This is a genomic window from Streptomyces sp. RLB3-17 (genome assembly GCF_007113425.2).
GTDB classification, from domain to species: Bacteria; Actinomycetota; Actinomycetes; order Streptomycetales; family Streptomycetaceae; genus Streptomyces; species Streptomyces mirabilis_D.
Window position 1 is genome coordinate 3,400,850 of the sequence record NZ_CP041610.2, and the last position, 19,603, is coordinate 3,420,452.

The 19,603-nt window shown below is 68.8% G+C and carries 15 protein-coding genes and 1 tRNA gene; 10 read left to right on the forward strand and 6 right to left on the reverse strand.

Features of this window, described 5'->3' with window-relative positions; all coding sequences use genetic code 11:
* The first annotated feature begins 45 nt into the window (after positions 1-45).
* The 7 genes from FNV62_RS15825 to FNV62_RS15855 all read left to right on the forward strand — a co-directional run bounded on the left by FNV62_RS15825 (position 46) and on the right by FNV62_RS15855 (position 9,343).
* Positions 46-2,325 carry an FdhF/YdeP family oxidoreductase gene (locus FNV62_RS15825; protein WP_144315326.1) on the forward strand — a complete coding sequence of 760 codons (2,280 nt, stop codon included), beginning with the start codon at positions 46-48 and terminating at the stop codon, positions 2,323-2,325.
* 54 nt (positions 2,326-2,379) lie between these two features.
* The gene (locus FNV62_RS15830; protein WP_054235986.1) at positions 2,380-2,865 is read left to right on the forward strand and encodes a PaaI family thioesterase; all 486 of its coding nucleotides are present in this window, start codon (positions 2,380-2,382) and stop codon (positions 2,863-2,865) included.
* A gap of 643 nt (positions 2,866-3,508) precedes the next feature.
* Complete coding sequence (locus FNV62_RS15835; protein WP_179858135.1) at positions 3,509-4,729, forward strand: branched-chain amino acid ABC transporter substrate-binding protein; 1,221 nt, start codon at positions 3,509-3,511, stop codon at positions 4,727-4,729.
* 198 nt (positions 4,730-4,927) lie between these two features.
* Positions 4,928-5,860, forward strand: a complete 933-nt coding sequence (locus tag FNV62_RS15840; RefSeq protein ID WP_054235988.1) for a branched-chain amino acid ABC transporter permease — start codon at positions 4,928-4,930, stop codon at positions 5,858-5,860.
* A gap of 5 nt (positions 5,861-5,865) precedes the next feature.
* Positions 5,866-7,650: a branched-chain amino acid ABC transporter permease gene (locus FNV62_RS15845; RefSeq protein WP_143605356.1), complete on the forward strand. Its 1,785-nt coding sequence runs from the start codon at positions 5,866-5,868 to the stop codon at positions 7,648-7,650.
* Complete coding sequence (locus tag FNV62_RS15850) at positions 7,647-8,630, forward strand: ABC transporter ATP-binding protein (RefSeq protein WP_143601342.1); 984 nt, start codon at positions 7,647-7,649, stop codon at positions 8,628-8,630. Before FNV62_RS15845 ends, FNV62_RS15850 begins: the two co-directional genes overlap by 4 nt.
* Positions 8,627-9,343, forward strand: a complete 717-nt coding sequence (locus FNV62_RS15855; RefSeq protein WP_060898117.1) for an ABC transporter ATP-binding protein — start codon at positions 8,627-8,629, stop codon at positions 9,341-9,343. Before FNV62_RS15850 ends, FNV62_RS15855 begins: the two co-directional genes overlap by 4 nt.
* A 108-nt stretch (positions 9,344-9,451) precedes the next feature.
* Here the strand turns inward: FNV62_RS15855 and FNV62_RS15860 are convergent, their stop codons facing one another.
* The gene (locus FNV62_RS15860) at positions 9,452-9,835 is read right to left on the reverse strand and encodes a DUF2267 domain-containing protein (RefSeq protein WP_054235991.1); all 384 of its coding nucleotides are present in this window, start codon (positions 9,833-9,835) and stop codon (positions 9,452-9,454) included.
* A gap of 122 nt (positions 9,836-9,957) precedes the next feature.
* Complete coding sequence (locus FNV62_RS15865; protein WP_054235992.1) at positions 9,958-10,608, reverse strand: ANTAR domain-containing response regulator; 651 nt, start codon at positions 10,606-10,608, stop codon at positions 9,958-9,960.
* Between the two features lie 99 nt (positions 10,609-10,707).
* Between FNV62_RS15865 and FNV62_RS15870 the strand changes: the two genes are divergently transcribed.
* Together FNV62_RS15870 and FNV62_RS15875 are read left to right on the forward strand one after the other, a co-directional pair.
* A tRNA-Leu gene (locus FNV62_RS15870) sits at positions 10,708-10,782 on the forward strand.
* Between the two features lie 106 nt (positions 10,783-10,888).
* Positions 10,889-11,665, forward strand: a complete 777-nt coding sequence (locus tag FNV62_RS15875) for a helix-turn-helix domain-containing protein (RefSeq protein ID WP_144315327.1) — start codon at positions 10,889-10,891, stop codon at positions 11,663-11,665.
* A 9-nt stretch (positions 11,666-11,674) separates the two neighbouring features.
* Here FNV62_RS15875 and pyk read toward each other — a convergent pair whose 3' ends face one another.
* Entirely contained in the window at positions 11,675-13,111 is a 1,437-nt protein-coding gene (gene pyk / locus FNV62_RS15880; RefSeq protein ID WP_054235994.1) for a pyruvate kinase, read from the reverse strand.
* 150 nt (positions 13,112-13,261) lie between these two features.
* A complete protein-coding gene (locus tag FNV62_RS15885; RefSeq protein WP_144315328.1) occupies positions 13,262-13,975 on the reverse strand; it encodes an SIMPL domain-containing protein in 714 nt (237 codons plus the stop codon).
* A 138-nt stretch (positions 13,976-14,113) separates the two neighbouring features.
* On the opposite strand from FNV62_RS15885, the gene FNV62_RS15890 reads away from it, so the two are divergent.
* Positions 14,114-15,928, forward strand: a complete 1,815-nt coding sequence (locus tag FNV62_RS15890; RefSeq protein ID WP_097284250.1) for a bifunctional metallophosphatase/5'-nucleotidase — start codon at positions 14,114-14,116, stop codon at positions 15,926-15,928.
* Between the two features lie 107 nt (positions 15,929-16,035).
* On the opposite strand, the gene FNV62_RS15895 is transcribed toward FNV62_RS15890, so the two are convergent.
* Together FNV62_RS15895 and FNV62_RS15900 are read right to left on the reverse strand one after the other, a co-directional pair.
* Positions 16,036-17,457: a lysine N(6)-hydroxylase/L-ornithine N(5)-oxygenase family protein gene (locus FNV62_RS15895; RefSeq protein ID WP_097284251.1), complete on the reverse strand. Its 1,422-nt coding sequence runs from the start codon at positions 17,455-17,457 to the stop codon at positions 16,036-16,038.
* Positions 17,454-18,818 (reverse strand): pyridoxal phosphate-dependent decarboxylase family protein, encoded by a 1,365-nt coding sequence (locus FNV62_RS15900; RefSeq protein ID WP_143613035.1) that lies wholly within the window; start codon positions 18,816-18,818, stop codon positions 17,454-17,456. The genes FNV62_RS15895 and FNV62_RS15900 overlap by 4 nt, the downstream gene beginning before the upstream one ends.
* Between the last annotated feature and the right edge of the window lie 785 nt (positions 18,819-19,603).

A 19,603-nucleotide genomic window follows, 5' to 3' on the forward strand; every position in this document is an offset into this window, starting at 1 on the left:
AGACTCGCCGACGTACTTCATACGTGCATGCGAAGGGGTCCCGTGATGGCCAGCAAGCCGCCCAAGAGCGATCCGGTCCAGGACGCGCCGCAGGTCGTCGAGCCGAAGCGCGCCGCGGCCGGGCTGCCCGCCATCGGGCACACCCTGCGCATCGCCCAGCAGCAGATGGGGGTGAAGCGCACCGCGCTGACCCTCCTGCGTGTCAACCAGAAGGACGGCTTCGACTGCCCGGGCTGCGCCTGGCCCGAGCCGGAGCACCGGCACGCGGCGGAGTTCTGCGAGAACGGCGCGAAGGCGGTCGCCGAGGAGGCCACCCTGCGCCGGGTCACCCCGGACTTCTTCGCCGCGCACCCGGTCACCGACCTGCACGGCCGCAGCGGCTACTGGCTCGGCCAGCAGGGCCGCCTCACCCACCCCATGTACCTGCCCGAGGGCGCCGACCACTACGAGCCGGTCTCCTGGGAGCGCGCCTTCGACATCGTCGCCGAGGAGCTCGCCGCCCTCGGCTCCCCCGACGAGGCCCTCTTCTACACCTCGGGGCGCACGAGCAACGAGGCCGCGTTCCTCTACCAGCTCTTCGCCCGCGAGCTCGGCACGAACAACCTGCCGGACTGTTCGAACATGTGCCACGAGTCCTCGGGCTCCGCGCTCTCCGAGACCATCGGCATCGGCAAGGGCAGCGTCCTGCTCGAGGACCTCTACAAGGCGGACCTGATCATCGTCGCCGGGCAAAACCCCGGCACCAACCACCCGCGCATGCTCTCCGCCCTGGAGAAGGCCAAGGCCAACGGCGCGAAGATCATCAGTGTCAATCCGCTGCCCGAGGCGGGCCTGGCGCGCTTCAAGAACCCGCAGACCCCCCAGGGCATGCTCAAGGGCGCCGCTCTCACCGACCTGTTCCTGCAGATCCGCCTGGGCGGCGACCAGGCCCTCTTCCGGCTCCTGAACAAGCTCGTCCTGGAGACCGAGGGCGCGGTCGACGAGGACTTCATCGCCGAACACACCCACGGCTACGAGGAGTTCGCGGCCGCCGCCCGCACCGCCGACTGGGACGAGACCCTCACCGCGACGGGCCTCACCCGCGAGGAGATCGACGAGGCACTCCGCCTCGTCCTGTCCTCCCAGCGCACCATCGTCTGCTGGGCCATGGGCCTCACCCAGCACAAGCACTCCGTGCCCACGATCCGAGAAGTGGTCAACTTCCTGCTGCTGCGCGGCAACATCGGCCGTCCCGGCGCGGGCGTCTGCCCGGTCCGCGGCCACTCGAACGTGCAGGGCGACCGCACCATGGGCATCTTCGAGCGCCCCGCCCCGGCCTTCCTGGACGCCCTGGAGAAGGAGTTCGGCTTCGCCCCGCCCCGCGAGCACGGCTACGACGTCGTACGGGCCATCCGCGCCCTGCGTGACGGCGACGCCAAGGTCTTCTTCGCCATGGGCGGCAACTTCGTCTCCGCCTCCCCCGACACCGAGGTCACCGAGGCCGCCATGCGCCGCGCCCGCCTCACGGTGCACGTCTCGACCAAACTCAACCGCTCCCACGTCGTCACCGGCGCCCGCGCCCTGATCCTGCCCACCCTCGGCCGCACCGAGCGCGACCTCCAGGGCGGCGGCGAGCAGTTCGTGACCGTCGAGGACTCCATGGGCATGGTCCACGCCTCACGCGGCCGTCTGAAGCCCGCGAGCGAGCACCTCCTGTCCGAGCCGGCCATCGTCTGCCGCCTCGCCCGCCGCGTGCTCGGCGACTCCTCCCGCACCCCCTGGGAGGAGTTCGAGAAGGACTACGCCACGATCCGCGACCGCATCGCGCGCGTGATCCCCGGCTTCGACGACTTCAACGCGCGCATTGCCGACCCCGCGGGCTTCACCCTCCCCCACGCCCCTCGCGACGAACGCCGCTTCCCCACGGCCACCGGCAAGGCCAACTTCACCGCCGCGCCCGTCGAGTACCCGAAGCTCCCCGAAGGCCGCCTCCTCCTCCAGACCCTCCGCTCGCACGACCAGTACAACACCACCATCTACGGCCTCGACGACCGCTACAGGGGCATAAAGAACGGCCGCCGAGTGATCCTCGTCAACCCCGAGGACGCCCGCGCGCTGAACGTCGCCGACGCCTCGTACGTCGACCTCGTCAGCGAATGGCAGGACGGCATGGAGCGGCGCGCCGCCGGCTTCCGTGTCGTGCACTACCCGACCGCCCGCGGCTGCGCCGCCGCGTACTACCCCGAGACCAACGTCCTCGTCCCGCTCGACGCCACCGCGGACACCAGTAACACCCCGGCCAGCAAGTCCGTCGTGGTCCGTCTGGAACAATCGGCCACCGACTGAGCGTTTGCTCAGCCAGTCAGCCAGAGAGATCGACGACGATCGGAGCCGGCCCCCATGGGCGAGCAGAGCCAAGTGAAGTTCCCGCAAGAGGTCATCGACGAGTACGCCGCACTCGGCGTCGACCTGCCCGCCCTCTTCTCGGCAGGCCACCTCGGCACCCGCATGGGCGTACAGATCATCGAGGCCTCCGCGGACCGGGTCGTCGGCACCATGCCGGTGGAGGGCAACACCCAGCCGTACGGTCTCCTGCACGGCGGCGCCTCCGCCGTCCTCGCGGAGACCCTCGGTTCGGTCGGCTCCATGCTCCACGGCGGCAGCTCCAAGATCGCCGTCGGCGTCGACCTGAACTGCACCCACCACCGCGGCGCCCGCTCCGGCCTCGTCACCGGCGTGGCCACCCCCGTACACCGCGGGCGCACGACAGCGACGTACGAGATCGTCATCACCGACGAGAACGACAAGCGCGTCTGCACCGCCCGCCTCACCTGCCTCCTGCGCGACGTCAACCCCTCCGACGCCGCCCACGTACGCCAGTCCTGACCCCCACCTCAGCCGCCCACGGAGCAAGGGGGCAGGAGACAACTGCCCCCCACTCACCGGCACTCGCGCGCATCGCGCGCCGCAACCGCGCTCCAATACGCCGGAGTTATCGGAAATCAGCGGCAACTCATCACCCTTTCGGGCGACTTCACGCGCCTTCACGAGACCGCACGCCCGGACCGCACCTCATGCGCCCTAATACCGTGTACGCCGACCGAACTCCGCGTTCCCTTTTCTCGACGTAACGCTGCGTAACACGCACGCAATACGGCATCGGAGTTCCTTCTTCGGCGGCCCGCACTCCCGCGACCTCTCCCGACTTCGCCACGCGACCTGCGACGGCACCCGACCGCGATCTCCGTCCACGCACAACCGGAGGTGCGGATTCTCAACATGTGGAACGAGAAGAATTTCCGCCAAATCGGCCGAGAATACCCGTCCCTGAAGCCCACCAACCGGCACGTCATAACAAGAAAGTCACAAGCCAGCCCACGGCGATGCCCGGGCCCACAGACAGGCTTAGAGTCACGGCCAGTCACCGCGCCGCCGGGCGCGTCTGCAGCACGGCTCGGTATCACCCAGTACGGCCCGGCGAGACACACGGCAGCTCAGCAGGGCTGCTGCGCCAGGGAGAGGATTCAACGTGCGACAGCGTTCTTTGGTCATACTCACCTCCGTGCTCACCACCGGAGCACTCACGCTGACCGCCTGCGGTTCGCGTGACAACAGCGGGGACAAGAGCAGCAGCAGCAAGACCGAGATCATCATCGGCGTTGACGCTCCGCTGACCGGTCAGAACTCCGCAACCGGCCTCGGCATCCAGGGCGGCGTGCAGATCGCCGTCGACGACGCCAACAAGAACAACACCGTCCCCGGCGTGACCTTCAAGGTCCAGGCGCTCGACGACAAGGCGATCCCGGCCAGCGGCCAGCAGAACGCCACCGCTCTCGTCAACAACGAGAAGGTCCTGGGCGTCGTCGGCCCGCTGAACTCCGGTGTGGCCACGCAGATGCAGCAGGTCTTCGCGACCGCCAACCTGGTCGAGATCTCGCCCTCCAACACGGCGCCCGAGCTCACCCAGGGCAAGAACTGGCAGACCTCGAAGTCGCGCCCGTTCAAGACGTACTTCCGCACGGCCACCACCGACGCCCTCCAGGGCGGCTTCGCGGCCGAGTACGCGTCCAGCACGCTCAAGAAGAAGAACGTCTTCGTCGTCGACGACAAGCAGACCTACGGCGCGGGCCTGGCCAAGCTGTTCAAGGCCGGCTTCACCAAGAACGGCGGCAAGGTCGCCGGCGAGGACCACGTCAACACCGGCGACACCGACTTCTCCGCCCTCGTCACCAAGATCAAGAACTCCAAGGCCGACCTGGTCTACTACGGCGGCCAGTACGACGAGTCGGAGAAGCTCACCAAGCAGCTCAAGGACGGCGGAGTCAAGGTCCCGCTGTTCGGCGGTGACGGCATGTTCAGCGACACCTACATCCAGACCGCCGGCAAGACCTCCGAGGGTGACCTGGCCACCTCCGTCGGCCAGCCCGTCGACTCCCTGCCCTCCGCCGCGGACTTCATCAAGAAGTACAAGGCGTCCGGCCTCAAGGGCGACTACGGCACCTACGGCGGCTACTCCTACGACGCCGCGACCGCCATCATCAAGGCGATCGCCAACGTCGTGAAGGACGGCAAGGTCCCCGACGGCGCCCGCGCCAAGATCGTGGACGAGGTCCAGAAGACGAAGTTCGAGGGCATCGCCGGCCCCGTCTCCTTCGACGAGTACGGCGACACCACCAACAAGCAGCTCACCGTCTACCAGGTCGTCAACGGCAAGTGGAAGGCCGTCAAGAGCGGCACGTTCAACGGCTGATCCGATCCCAGCTGATTTCAGTTGACTCCAGCTGATTCCGGCCAAGTCCAGCTGATCCCAGCTCACTCCAGCTGATCCCAGCTGATTCGAGATCGCCGCTAGCTACACCCCAGGGCCGCGCGGCCAAGACCACACGTCACCGCGCGGCCCGTCCCATATCCCCCCGTTCACTCTCCCCACCCACATGGAGGCCATGCGGTGAACACCCTGCCGCAGCAGCTGGCCAACGGGCTGTTCCTCGGCTCGATGTACGGGCTGATCGCCATCGGCTACACGATGGTGTACGGCATCGTCCAGCTCATCAACTTCGCCCACGGCGAGATCTTCATGACCGGAGGCTTCGGCGCACTCACGGTCTACCTCTACGTCCTGCCCGACGGCACATCCATGTGGATAGCCCTCCCAGCGATGCTCATCGGCGGCGGACTCGTCGCCGTCCTCATCGCCGTCGGGGCGGAACGGTTCGCCTACCGACCACTGCGCGGCGCGCCACGCCTGGCACCCCTCATCACCGCCATCGGCCTCTCCCTCGCGCTCCAGCAGGCCGTCTTCAACTGGTACCCGAACGCCAAGACCGACCGCAACTTCCCCCAGATCAACGCCGGCCCCTGGCACATCGGGTCCATCAGCATCAGCAGCGGCTCGCTCTTCGTCATCGTCGCCGCCCCGCTCTGCATGGCGGCCCTCGCCCTCTTCGTCAGCATGTCCCGCACCGGCCGCGCCATGCAGGCCACCGCCCAAGACCCTGACACCGCCCAGCTCATGGGCATCGACACCAACAAGATCATCGTGATCGCCTTCGCCATCGGCGGCTTCTTCGCCGCCGTCGCCGCCGTCTCCTACGGCCTGCGCTACGGCTCGATCCAGTACAACATGGGCTTCCAGATGGGCCTCAAGGCCTTCACCGCGGCCGTCCTCGGCGGCATCGGCAACATCTACGGCGCCATGATCGGCGGCCTCGTCCTCGGCCTCGCCGAGACCATGGCCACCTCCTACATCGACGGCATCCCCGGCATGCAGCAGCTCGGCGGCGGCGGCTGGTCCTCCGTCTGGGCCTTCGTCCTCCTCATCCTCGTACTGCTGTTCAGGCCACAAGGCCTGGTCGGCGAACGCGTCGCGGACAGGGCGTGAACACCATGGCAACCACCGAGAACACCGCCGAGATCACCGCCCCCGCGCGCGGCCTGATCGCACTCCCCCAGACCGCCGCGCGCGCCCTCGTCGCCGTCGGCGCCGTCGCCACCATCGCCAGCACCTTCATGTCGTGGACCTACACGGCCGACTTCCCCGGGGACCTCACCTACTACGGCTCCCCGGCCGGCCTCCAGATCCTCGACCTCGTCGCCGGCGCGATCACCCTGCTCTTCGCGCTCACCCTCTTCGGCGTCCGCGGCCTGCGCTGGCTCAACCCGGCAGGCGCCACCGCGCCCGTCGTCCTCGCCGCCGGCTCCGCGTTCGCCGTCAGCTGGTTCAGCGCCATCGCCATCGCGGTCGACCTCAAGGGCCTCGTCGCCCTCGACCCCGGCGCCTACGTCACCGCCATCGGCTCCCTGATTGCCCTCCTCGGCGCCCTCGCTCTCCCGAGCCCCGGCAACACCTTCAAGGACTGGGTCAGCAAGCCCGACCGCATCCCCGCGGCCGAGCAGCTCCCCGGCTGGGCCGAGCGCCTCGTCATCACCGGCGCCACCGCCGTCGCCCTGATCGTCTTCACGTACGGCATCGGCGTCGACCCCGACGCCAGCGAGACGTTCATCGGCTACCTGCTGCTCGTCGTCCTCGGCACCTGGGCGCTCCAGGCCGCCGGACTCTTCGACCGGTTCGCCACGCTCAACGCCCGCCACAAGGGATTCGCCACCTCCATGGCGTTCCTCGCCGCGGCGATCTTCCCCTTCGTCGAGAACAACGAGCACAACGCCAACCTCGGCGTGAACATCCTCGTCGTCGCCACCGTCGCCCTCGGCCTGAACATCGTCGTCGGCCTCACCGGACTCCTCGACCTCGGATACGTCGCCTTCCTCGGCGTCGGCGCCTACGCCGCGGCCCTCGTCTCCGGCTCCGAGTTCTCCCGCTTCTCCGGCGTCCAGTTCCCCTTCTGGGCCGCCATGCTCACCGGCATGGCCGCGTCGCTCGTCTTCGGCGTCCTCATCGGCGCCCCCACCCTGCGACTGCGCGGCGACTACCTCGCCATCGTCACCCTCGGCTTCGGAGAGATCTTCCGCATCTCCGTCAACAACCTCGACGGCTCCTCCGGACCGAACCTGACCAACGGCCCCAACGGCATCTCGATGATCCCGGACCTCGACATCTTCGGGTTCAACCTCGGGAACTCGCACGACATCGGCTCGATCACCCTCGGCCGCTTCGCGAACTACTTCCTGCTGATGCTGATCATCACCGGCATCGTCGTGGTCGTCTTCAACCGCGCCGCCGACTCCCGTATCGGCCGCTCCTGGATCGCCATCCGCGAGGACGAGACCGCCGCAACCGCCATGGGCATCAACGGCTTCCGCGTCAAGCTCATCGCCTTCGCCCTCGGCGCCTCCCTCGCCGGCCTCGCCGGCACGGTCAGCGCCCACGTCGGCTACAGCGTCAACCCGGCCCCGTACCAGTTCGCCGGCTCCGTACCGCCCAACTCCGCCTTCCTGCTGGCCGCGGTCGTCCTCGGCGGCATGGGCACGGTCAACGGCCCCATCCTCGGCGCCACCCTGCTCTACCTCCTCCCCGAGAAGCTCGGCTTCCTGAAGGAGTACCAGCTCTTCGCCTTCGGCATCGCGCTCGTGATCCTCATGCGCTTCCGCCCCGAAGGCATCATCGCCAACCGCCGTCGCCAGCTCGAATTCCACGAGTCCGACGACAGCATCGACATCCCCGAACAAGGCCTGCCCGACTCCACTGTCGGCGTCACCAAGGCAGGGGCGTGACCCACATGACCACCACCACGGCCACCAGCCCCGTACTCGAGGCCAGCGGCGTCACCATGCGCTTCGGCGGCCTCACCGCCGTCCGCAGCGTCGACCTCACCGTCAACTCGGGCGAGATCGTCGGCCTCATCGGCCCCAACGGCGCCGGCAAGACGACCTTCTTCAACTGCCTCACCGGCCTGTACGTGCCGACCGAGGGCAAGGTCTCCTACAAGGGCACCGTCCTCCCGCCCAAGCCCCACCTCGTCACCAGCGCCGGCATCGCCCGCACCTTCCAGAACATCCGGCTCTTCGCCAACATGACCGTCCTGGAGAACGTGCTCGTCGGCCGCCACACCAGGACCAAGGAAGGCCTCTGGTCGGCCCTCCTGCGCGGCCCCGGCTTCCGCAAGGCAGAAGCCGCCTCCCGCGAACGCGCCATGGAACTGCTGGAGTTCATCGGCCTCGACCACAAGGCCGACCACCTCTCCCGCAACCTCCCCTACGGCGAACAGCGCAAGCTCGAGATCGCCCGCGCCATGGCGAGCGAACCGGGACTGCTGCTCCTGGACGAGCCCACGGCCGGCATGAACCCCCAGGAGACACGCGCGACCGAAGACCTCGTCTTCGCCATCCGCGACAGGGGCATCGCCGTCCTCGTCATCGAGCACGACATGCGCTTCATCTTCAACCTGTCCGACCGCGTCGCCTGCCTCGTCCAGGGCGAGAAGCTCGTTGAGGGCACCTCCGAGGTCGTCCAGGGCGACGAACGCGTCATCGCCGCCTACCTCGGCACCCCGTTCGAGGGCGCCCCCGGCGCCGAGGAACTCGCCGAGGTCGAAGCCGCCGAGGCGGCGGAGGCCTCGGCCGCTCCCGAGCCCGCGGAAGCCTCCGAGACTCCCGAGTCCGACGAGACTCCCGAGGCCACCGAGACTCCTGAGGCCGCCGAGAGCGACGCCGCCGCGGAGGGCACCACCAGCAAGGAAGGAAACGCCCAGTGACCGCACTGCTCGAGGTCGAAGACCTCAAGGTCGCCTACGGCAAGATCGAAGCCGTCAAGGGCATCTCCTTCTCCGTCGAAGCCGGCCAGATCGTCACCCTCATCGGCACCAACGGCGCCGGCAAGACGACCACCCTGCGCACCCTCTCCGGGCTCCTCAAGCCCACCGCGGGCCGCATCACCTTCGACGGCAAACCCCTCAGCGGCATCCCCGCCCACAAGATCGTCTCCCTGGGCCTCGCCCACTCCCCCGAGGGACGCCACATCTTCCCCCGGCTGACGATCACCGAGAACCTCCAGCTCGGCGCGTTCCTGCGCACCGACAAGGCGGGCATCGAGAAGGACATCCAGCGCGCCTACGACCTCTTCCCCATCCTGGGTGAACGCCGCAAGCAGGCCGCGGGAACCCTCTCCGGCGGAGAGCAGCAGATGCTGGCCATGGGCCGCGCGCTCATGTCCCAGCCCAAGCTGCTCATGCTCGACGAACCCTCCATGGGTCTCTCGCCGATCATGATGCAGAAGATCATGGCCACCATCGCCGAACTCAAGGCCGACGGTACGACCATCCTCCTCGTCGAGCAGAACGCCCAGGCGGCGCTCTCCCTCGCCGATCAGGGACACGTCATGGAGGTCGGCAACATCGTCCTCTCCGGCACCGGACAGGACCTGCTGCACGACGAGTCGGTACGCAAGGCCTACCTGGGCGAGGACTGAGACCAGGCTCCGGCCGTACGACCGTACAGCCGCCGCACGAAGAGGCCCGCGCCCCCAGTCGGGGGGCGCGGGCCTCTTCGTCACTCACCCATACCGCTCGCAGCGGAATCAGCCGACGAAATTCTCGATCGGTCTGGAGAAGTCGGCACCGAGTTGCGACATCGCATGGCCGAACTCCTTCTCGCTGATCGCCTCACGGAGCGTGACCAGCACGGCACGGACGCCGCCGTCGGCCTCGTCCGGCTTGAGCACGTTGCGCTGAGCCACTCGCCGCACGAGCTCGTCGTAGTCGAAGCGCTCGATCTCCGCGGTGGCACCCCGCCGAACGGACTCCGCCAGACCCTCCGGGAGCTCCAGCGCCAGGTTCCGCGCCTCACCCGAGCTCAGCCGATGGGCGAGCGTCTCGAGCGTGGCACGCGTGAGATCGGCCGACTCCTGCCGAGTCAGGCCCGTACGTTCCGACACCGCTTGGACGAACGCCTTCTCTTCCACGCGCTGTCTCCTTTGCTGCCTTGCCGACCCGAAGGCCACGCGGCCCCGAAACCAGCCTGACACGCGGTCGCCGGGCTCGCGCGGGCAAGACGCGGCACCCCGAAGCGGGGCGCCGCCGCTCCCTAGCCCTTGGAGGCCTTCTTCTCCTCGGCGTCCGCGATGACCGCCTCGGCGACCTGCTGCATGGACATACGACGGTCCATGGAGGTCTTCTGGATCCACCGGAACGCGGCGGGCTCGGTCAGCCCGTACTGCGTCTGCAGCACGGACTTGGCCCGGTCGACCAGCTTGCGGGTCTCCAGACGCTGGCTGAGGTCGGCGACCTCCTTCTCCAGCTGCTTCAGCTCCGTGAACCGCGAGACGGCCATCTCGATCGCCGGTACGACGTCGCTCTTGCTGAAGGGCTTCACGAGGTACGCCATCGCGCCGGCGTCACGGGCCCGCTCGACGAGGTCGCGCTGCGAGAACGCGGTGAGCATCAGGACGGGGGCGATGCTCTCCTCGGCGATCTTCTCGGCCGCCGAGATCCCGTCCAGCTTGGGCATCTTGACGTCGAGGATCACGAGGTCGGGCCGGTGCTCACGGGCCAGCTCGACGGCCTGCTCCCCGTCCCCCGCCTCGCCCACGACGGCGTAGCCCTCTTCCTCGAGCATCTCTTTGAGGTCGAGGCGGATCAGCGCCTCGTCCTCGGCGATGACGACACGGGTCGTCAGCGGAGGCACGTGCGACTTGTCGTCGTCGGCGACGGGCTGGGGCGACTCGGGGGCGGTCACGGGGGCTCCTCGTTCAGGGGCGGGTACTGCTCCCAAGAGCCTACCCAGCTGCGGTATGGTGGACGGGCAGCGGGTCGGGGTAAACCTTCGATTCAGCGGGCCCCGGTAGCCCAATTGGCAGCAGGCAATGGATTCAAAACCCATACAGTGTCGGTTCGAGTCCGACTCGGGGCACTTTTCCTTGGATTCCAAGGTCGTCACAGAAAAGCGGATGTTCCCGTTCTCGTGAACATCCGCTTTTTGCTGCGCACGGTCGCGATCGCTCGCGCAAAGTGACCACATGTACGACATGGGCACACGCGAGCGAGCTCTGGCACTTGTCGCTCAGGGGCGCAGCCTGAACTCCGTGAGCAAGGAGACCGGGGTATCCAGGTCGGCGATCCGTTGCTGGCAATCGCGCGTCGACCCGTTACCGCGCATGCAGCGCACACCATGCTCAAGATGCGGCGCAACGCCGGAGCCACCCTCCAACACGGCGGCCTACAGCTACCTCTTGGGGCTCTACCTCGGTGACGGCTGCATCAGCCCCGACATGCGAGCCGGCTACGTTCTCCGCATCGCGTGCGCCAACACTTGGCCAGGCCTGATCGAAGCTTGCGCTGCCGCCGTCGAAGCCATCAACCCCAGCAAGAAGTCGAACCGGGTCCAAGCAGTCGGATACGTCTCGGTCGTCGGATACAGCCGGCACTGGCCCTGCCTCTTCCCCCAGCACGGCCCCGGCAAGAAGCACGAGCGCCCTGTCGTCCTCGAATCCTGGCAACAGGAAATCGTCGACTCTCATCCCTGGGAATTCATCCGCGGGCTCGTCCACTCCGACGGCTGCCGGATCACCAACTGGACCGAGAAGGTCATCGCCGGCGAGCGCAAGCGCTACGAATACCCCCGGTACTTCTTCACCAACGTCTGCGACGACATCCGGCAGCTCTACACCGACACACTCGACAAACTCGGCATTCAGTGGACCCACTGCACCCGCGACGGAAACCCGTTCGCCATTTCCGTCGCCCGCAAAGCCTCCGTCGCTCTCATGGACGCCCACGTCGGTTCCAAGTACTGACAGCCGGGTCTACTTGGGGCTGTCGTCCTCTCCGATGTGGTGGACGCGTACGAGGTTCGTGGTGCCCGAGACGCCGGGCGGGGAGCCGGCGGTGATGACGACGATGTCGCCCTTCTTGCAGCGGCCGTACTTCAGGAGGAGTTCGTCGACCTGGTCGACCATCGCGTCGGTGGAGTCGACGTGCGGTCCCAGGAACGTTTCTACGCCCCAGGTCAGGTTCAGCTGGGAGCGGGTGGCCGGGTCGGGAGTGAAGGCCAGCAGGGGGATCGGGGAGCGGTAGCGGGACAGGCGGCGGACCGTGTCGCCGGACTGGGTGAAGGCGACGAGGAACTTGGCGCCGAGGAAGTCGCCCATCTCCGCCGCCGCGCGGGCGACCGCACCGCCCTGGGTGCGGGGCTTGTTGCGGTCGGTCAGGGGCGGCAGGCCCTTGGCGAGGATGTCCTCCTCGGCGGCCTCGACGATGCGGGACATCGTCCGGACGGTTTCCACGGGGTACTTGCCGACGCTCGTCTCGCCGGAGAGCATCACGGCGTCCGTGCCGTCGATGACGGCGTTGGCGACGTCGGACGCCTCGGCCCGCGTGGGGCGGGAGTTGTCGATCATCGAGTCGAGCATCTGGGTGGCGACGATGACCGGCTTGGCGTTGCGCTTGGCCAGCTTGATGGCGCGCTTCTGGACGATCGGGACCTGCTCGAGGGGCATCTCTACGCCCAGGTCGCCGCGGGCGACCATGATGCCGTCGAAGGCGGCGACGATGTCGTCGATCGCGTCGACCGCCTGGGGCTTCTCGACCTTGGCGATCACGGGAAGGCGGCGGCCTTCCTCGTCCATGATGCGGTGGACGTCGTCGATGTCGCGGCCGCTGCGGACGAAGGAGAGGGCGATGACGTCGAAGCCGGTGCGTAGGGCCCAGCGGAGGTCCGCTTCGTCCTTGTCGGAGAGGGCGGGGACGGAGACGGCGACGCCGGGGAGGTTGAGGCCCTTGTGGTCGGAGACCATGCCGCCTTCGACGACGGTGGTGTGGACGCGGGGGCCGTCGACGGCGGTGACTTCGAGGCAGACCTTGCCGTCGTCGACGAGGATGCGTTCGCCGGGGGTGACGTCGGCCGCGAGGCCCGAGTACGTCGTGCCGCAGGTGAGGCGGTCGCCCTCGGCGCCTTCTTCGACGGTGATGGTGAAGGTGTCTCCGCGTTCAAGGAGTACGGGGCCTTCGGTGAAGCGGCCGAGTCGGATCTTCGGGCCTTGAAGGTCGGCGAGCAGTCCGACGCTGCGTCCGGTCTCGTCGGAGGCCTTTCGCACGCGCTGGTAGCGCTCCTCGTGTTCGGCGTGGGTGCCGTGGCTGAGGTTGAAGCGGGCTACGTCCATTCCGGCGTCGACCAGGGCTTTGAGCTGGTCGTACGAATCGGTGGCGGGGCCCAATGTACAGACGATTTTTGCTCGGCGCATGGTTTGAGCCTAGGCCTTACCGGTCGGTAGAGAATTGGTCCAGCATGACTACTCAACAACCTTTGCATGAAGCCTTATTGACAACAGTTGAATTGTGCGCGGGGGTGCTCTGATGAGCGCGTCGGTACTTTATGGCGACCGGTCCGCGCTTTACAGTTCCGGCGGGGCCATCGTGAATCGGGCGTTGACCTGGGCGTAGACGTGTTGGCGCTCGGGTTCGAGGTCGAGGGGGGCGGCTTCTTCGGGTGTGCCGCCGACGAAGGACATGGAGCGCATGGCGCGTCCGGGGGCCGCCGGGTAGGGCTGGGCGTTCTCGGCGCCGATGTCGGCGAGTTCGACGAGGGCGGCGAGGGTGGTGCCGAGGGCTTCGGCGTATTCGCGAGCCCGTTGGACGGCTTCGCGGACCGCCTGCTGTCGGGCTTGGCGGTGGGAGGGCGAGTCGGGGCGCAGGGCCCACCAGGGGCCGTCGACCCGGGTGAGGTCGAGGTCGGCGAGGCGGGTCGTCAGCTCGCCGAGTGCGGTGAAGTCGGTGAGTTCGGCGGTGAGGTGGACGCGGCCGTGGTAGGCGCGGACGCGTTCGCCGCGGCCGTGTTTCGTGAGTTCCGGGCTGATGGAGAAGGCGCCGGTTTCGAGGCGTTCGACGGCGTCTCCGTAGGACTTCACGAGGTCCATGGCCGTCGCGTTGCGGCGGGTGAGGTCGGCGAGGGCCTCGCGTCGGTCGGTGCCGCGGGCGCTGACGGTGATGCCGATGCGGGCGATCTCGGGGTCGACTTCGAGGTGGGCTTCGCCGCGGACGGCGATGCGGGGTGATTCGGGGGTTCCGTAGGGGACTGCGGGTCGGGGTTCCTCTGCGGTGGGGGCCATACGCCCCACTCTGTCACCGGAAGGGTGGGCGTGGTGCCCGGTGGTCACCAGATGGAAACCTCCGGGACCTGTTCTGGAGTGTCATGCGTAGGTCAGAATCTACGCGCGTCGTTGACCAATTCCCAAGGAGCCATAGACATGCCGTTGAACCGCAGGAAGTTCCTGAAGAAGTCCGCCGTGACGGGTGCGGGGGTGGCGCTGACCGGTGCGGTCGCGGCTCCGTCCGCGCAGGCGGCGACCTCGGCGGCGGCAGGGGGTGGGAAGAAGCCCGTGAAGCGGCACTCCCTCACCGTCATGGGCACGACGGACCTGCACGGACATGTCTTCAACTGGGACTACTTCAAGGACGCGGAATACAAGGACGCGGCGGGCAACGCGCAGGGGCTGGCGCGGATCTCGACGCTGGTGAACGAGATCCGCAAGGAGAAGGGGCGTTGCAACACCCTCCTTCTGGACGCGGGCGACACGATCCAGGGCACCCCGCTGACGTACTACTACGCGAAGGTGGACCCGATCACCGCCAAGGGCGGTCCGGTGCACCCGATGGCGCAGGCGATGAACGCGATCGGCTATGACGCGGTGGCGCTGGGCAACCACGAGTTCAACTACGGCATCGAGACGCTGCGGAAGTTCGAGTCGCAGTGCCGCTTCCCGCTGCTGGGTGCGAACGCGCTGGACGCGAAGACGCTGAAGCCGGCTTTCCCGCCGTACTTCATGAAGACGTTCCACGTGCCGGGCGCCCCGTCGGTGAAGGTGGCGGTGCTCGGTCTGACGAACCCGGGTATCGCGATCTGGGACAAGGCGTACGTCCAGGGGAAGTTGACGTTCCCGGGTCTGGAGGAGCAGGCGGCGAAGTGGGTGCCGAAGCTGCGGTCGATGGGTGCGGACGTGGTCGTCGTGTCGGCGCACTCCGGTTCGTCCGGCACGTCCTCCTACGGTGACCAGCTGCCGTACGTCGAGAACTCGGCGGCGCTCGTCGCCCAGCAGGTGCCGGGGATCGACGCGATTCTCGTCGGGCACGCGCACGTGGAGATCCCGGAGCTGAAGGTCACCAACGCCAAGACCGGCGGGACGGTGGTGCTGTCGGAGCCGCTGGCGTATGCGGAGCGGCTGTCGGTGTTCGACTTCGAGCTGGTCCTCGAGAAGGGGAAGTGGCAGGTCGAGTCGGTGAAGGCCTCGGTCCGCAACTCGAACTCGGTCGCCGACGACCCGAAGATCACCCGGCTGCTGAAGGACGAGCACGACCTGGTGGTGGCGTACGTCAACCAGGTGGTCGGCACGGCCACGGACACGCTGACGACGGTCGAGGCGCGTTACAAGGACGCCCCGATCATCGACCTGATCACCAAGGTGCAGGAGGACGTGGTCAAGGCGGCGCTGGTGGGCACGGAGTACGCGTCGCTGCCCGTGATCGCGCAGGCCTCGCCGTTCTCGCGCACCTCCGAGATCCCGGCCGGCAAGGTGACGATCCGGGATCTGTCGAGCCTGTACGTGTACGACAACACGCTGGTCGCGAAGGTGCTGACGGGGGCGCAGGTGCGGGCGTACCTGGAGTACTCGGCGAACTACTTCGTGCGGACGGCGGCCGGTGCGGTGATCGACACGGAGAAGCTGACCAACGCGAACAACCGTCCGGACTACAACTACGACTATGTGTCGGGGCTCCGGTACGACATCGACATCGCGCAGGCGGAGGGTTCGCGGATCAAGAACCTGACGTACAACGGTGCGGCGCTGGACGACGCGCAGCAGTTCGTGTTCGCGGTGAACAACTACCGGGCGAACGGTGGCGGCGCCTTCCCGCATGTGGCGTCCGCGAAGGAGGTCTGGTCGGAGTCGACGGAGATCCGTACGCGGATCGCCGAGTGGGTGACCGCGAAGGGTGTGCTCGACCCGAAGGAGTTCGCTTCGGTGGACTGGAAGCTCACGCGGGACGGCACGCCTGTTTTCTAGGCCGCAGGTTTTCTGGGCCGCAGGTTTTCTGGGCTGCCTGTTTTCTGGGCCGCCCGTTGCGGCTCGCTTGTTCTCTGGACCCCGGACGCGTGTCCGGGGTCTTCTTCTCACCGTCCGTCGACGAGCGGGGTGAGGGTCTGGGCGGTGTGGCGGGCGGGCGGGACCTGGGACTGGGGTTCGAGTCCGAAGGTGGTGAAGGCCGTACGGCGCGGCAGCGGGTAGGGGTCCTTGCCCGTCAGCGAGTTGAGGATGGTTGCGCTGCGCCAGGCGGCGAGGCCGAGGTCGGGGGCGCCGACGCCGTGGGTGTGGAGTTCGGCGTTCTGGACGTAGACGCGGCCGGTGACGGCGGGGTCGAGGGCCAGGCGGAACTGGTCGTCGATGCGGGGGCGTTCGGCGCTGTCGCGGCGCAGGTAGGGGTCGAGTCCGGCGAGGATCTGGCCGAGGGGGCGTTCGCGGTAGCCGGTGGCGAGGACCACGGCGTCGGTGACGAGGCGGGTGCGGGCGCTCTGCTGGCCGTGTTCGAGGTGGAGTTCGACCTTGGTGGTGGCGACGCGGCCCGCGGTGCGGACGGTGACGGCGGGGGTGAGGACGGCGTCGGGCCAGCCGCCGTGGAGGGTGCGGCGGTAGAGCTCGTCGTGGATGGCGGCGATGGTGTCGGCGTCGATGCCCTTGTGGAGTTGCCATTGGGCGGCGACGAGCCGGTCGCGTACGGGCTCGGTGAGGGCGTGGAAGTAGCGGGTGTAGTCGGGGGTGAAGTGTTCGAGGCCGAGCTTGGAGTACTCCATCGGGGCGAAGGCCTCGGTGCGGGCGAGCCAGTGGATCTTCTCGCGGCCGGCGGGCCGGTTGCGCAGGAGGTCGAGGAAGACCTCGGCGCCCGACTGCCCCGCGCCGATGACGGTGATGTGTTCGGCGGTGAGGAAGCTTTCGCGGTGGGCGAGGTAGTCCGCGGCGTGGATGACGGGGACGCCGGGGGCGTCGACGAGGGGTTTGAGGGGCTCGGGGATGTGGGGTGCGGTGCCGACGCCGAGGACGATGTTGCGGGTGTAGGTGCGGCCGAGGGCCTCGGCTTCTCCCTCGCTGTCGAGCTGGGTGAAGTCGACTTCGAACAGGGTGCGTTCGGGGTTCCAGCGGACGGCGTCGACCTGGTGGCCGAAGTGGAGTCCGGGGAGGCGGCCCGCGACCCAGCGGCAGTAGGCGTCGTACTCGGCGCGCTGCATGTGGAAGCGCTCGGCGAAGTAGAAGGGGAAGAGGCGGTCGCGGTCCTTGAGGTAGTTGAGGAAGGACCAGGGGCTGGCGGGGTCGGCGAGGGTGACCAGGTCGGCGAGGAAGGGGACTTGGAGGGTGGCGCCGTCGATGAGCAGGCCCGGGTGCCAGTCGAAGCCGGGGCGCTGTTCGTAGAAGACGCTGTCGAGTTCGGGGAGAGGGTGGGCGAGGGCGGCGAGGGAGAGGTTGAACGGGCCGATGCCGATGCCCACGAGGTCGCGGGGCGCGTCGGACTCGTGGGGTGGAGGGAGGGGCGTCGGGCTCATCGGGGTGTGTGTCCTTCCACCAGTTTCAGGAGCGCGGCCAGGTCGCCCGGCCGGGTGTGGGGATTGAGCAGGGTGGCTTTGAGCCAGAGCCGGTCATCGAGCAGGGCTCGGCCGAGGACGGCGCGTCCTTCGTGGAGCAGGGTGCGGCGTACGGCGGCGACGGCTTCGTCGGAGGCCTCGGCGGGGCGGAACAGGACGGTGCTGAGGGTGGGCGGGTCGTAGAGCTCGAAGCCGGGGTGTGCTTCGACGAGGTCCGCCAGTTCGACGGCGCGGGCGCAGACCTGGTCGACGAGCGCGCCGAGTCCCGCTCGCCCCAGGGTTTTGAGGGTGACGGCGACTTTGAGGATGTCGGGACGTCGGGTGGTGCGCAGGGAGCGGCCCAGGAGGTCGGGGAGGCCCGCTTCGGTGTCGTCGTCGGCGTTGAGGTAGTCGGCGCGGTGGCTCAGGGCGTCGAGGTCGTGGGGGTCCTTGACGACGAGGAGGCCTGCGGCGACGGGCTGCCAGCCGAGTTTGTGCAGGTCGAGGGTGACGGTGTGGGCGCGGTCGAGTCCGTCGAGCTTGCCGCGGTGGTGGTCGCTGAAGAGGAGGCCTCCGCCGTAGGCGGCGTCGATGTGGAGGCGGGTGCCGTGGGCTTCGCAGAGGTCGGCGATGTCCGGCAGGGGGTCGATGAGTCCGGCGTCGGTGGTGCCCGCGGTGGCGGCCACGAGGAGGGAGCCGCGGAGGCCCTGGAGTTCGGTGAGGGCTTCGTCGAGGGCGGCGAGGTCCATGGTGCCGGCGGGGGCGGGGACGACGACGGGGTCGGGCAGGCCGAGGAGCCAGGCGGCGCGGGGCAGGGAGTGGTGGGCGTTGGCGCCGTGGATGAGCCGCACGCCGGCGTGTGCCTCCCGGGCGAGGAGGAGGGCGAGTTGGTTGGACTCGGTGCCGCCGGTGGTGACCAGGGCGTCGTCGGCGCCGATCTCCTGGGCGAGGGCCCGGGTGACGAGCGCCTCCAGTTCCGAGGCGGCCGGGGCCTGGTCCCAGGAGTCCATGGAGGGGTTGAGGGCGGAGGCGGCGAGGTCGGCGGCGGTGGCGACGGCGAGGGGTGGGCAGTGCAGGTGGGCGGCGCACAGGGGGTGGGCGGGGTCGGCCGCGCCCTCGGCGAGAGCCCGTACGAGGACGTGTAGGGCGTCTTCGGTTCCCTGCTCGGGCAGTACGTCGCCGACCGCTTCCCGTACGCGCCGGGCCACGCCCTCCGGTCCGCCGGCGGGCAGCGGTCCGCCGCGTGCCTCGCCGCCGTCGCGCAGTGCGTCGAGGACGGTGTCGAGCAGCGGCCGCAGCGCGCCGGGACCTTCGGGGCCTGAGGCGAGGGGCGGCGTGCTCATGAGGTGTCCTCCGGTGGGCGCGCGGCAGGGGGAGTACCAGCCTGTACGGGGATGGGCCCGCGCGCCCTGAAAGGTCAACGATCCGACCCGAATGGGGGTACTGGTGGGCGGAGAAAATATGCGCGGGGGCGAAGCTGCTGGGCGCCACGCCACGCCGGAACGGGAACCACCTTTCCTCGCCCCCGCCGCCCCTACCCGTCCCATCCCCACTTGGGGGCTCCGCCCCCAAACCCCCGATCGGCCTGAACGGCCTCGTCCTCAAACGCCGGACGGGCTGAAGAAGCGGGCCGGGGTGGGTGGGGTGACGGGGCGGGTGGGGCATCGGCCTCCGGCCCTTCCTCACACCCGGACGGGCTGAAAGGCGCGAGCCAGGGTGGGTGGGGTGACGGGGCGGGCGAGGCACCGGCCTCCGGCCCCTTCCTCACACCCGGGCGGACTGAAAGACGCGAGCCAGGGTGGGTGGGGTGACGGGGTGGGCGGGACATCAGCCCCCGGCCCTTCCTCACACCCGGACGGACTGGATGGCGTGGGCCGGGGTGGGTGGGGTGCGACCGCCGGCCTCGCCCTGGAGCGCCGGACGACCCCAGGCTTTCAGGGGCGCGGGGAACTGCGCGACCAGCCACCACCCGGCCCGCAGCCGAGCGACCCGGGGGCGGATGCGGGGCGAAGCCCCCGCTTCAGGGGCGCGGGGAACTGCGCGACCAGCCACCACCGGCCCGCAGCCAGGGCGACCCGGGGCGGGCCGGGATGCGGGGCGCAGCCCCCGCCCCAGGGGCGCGGGGAAC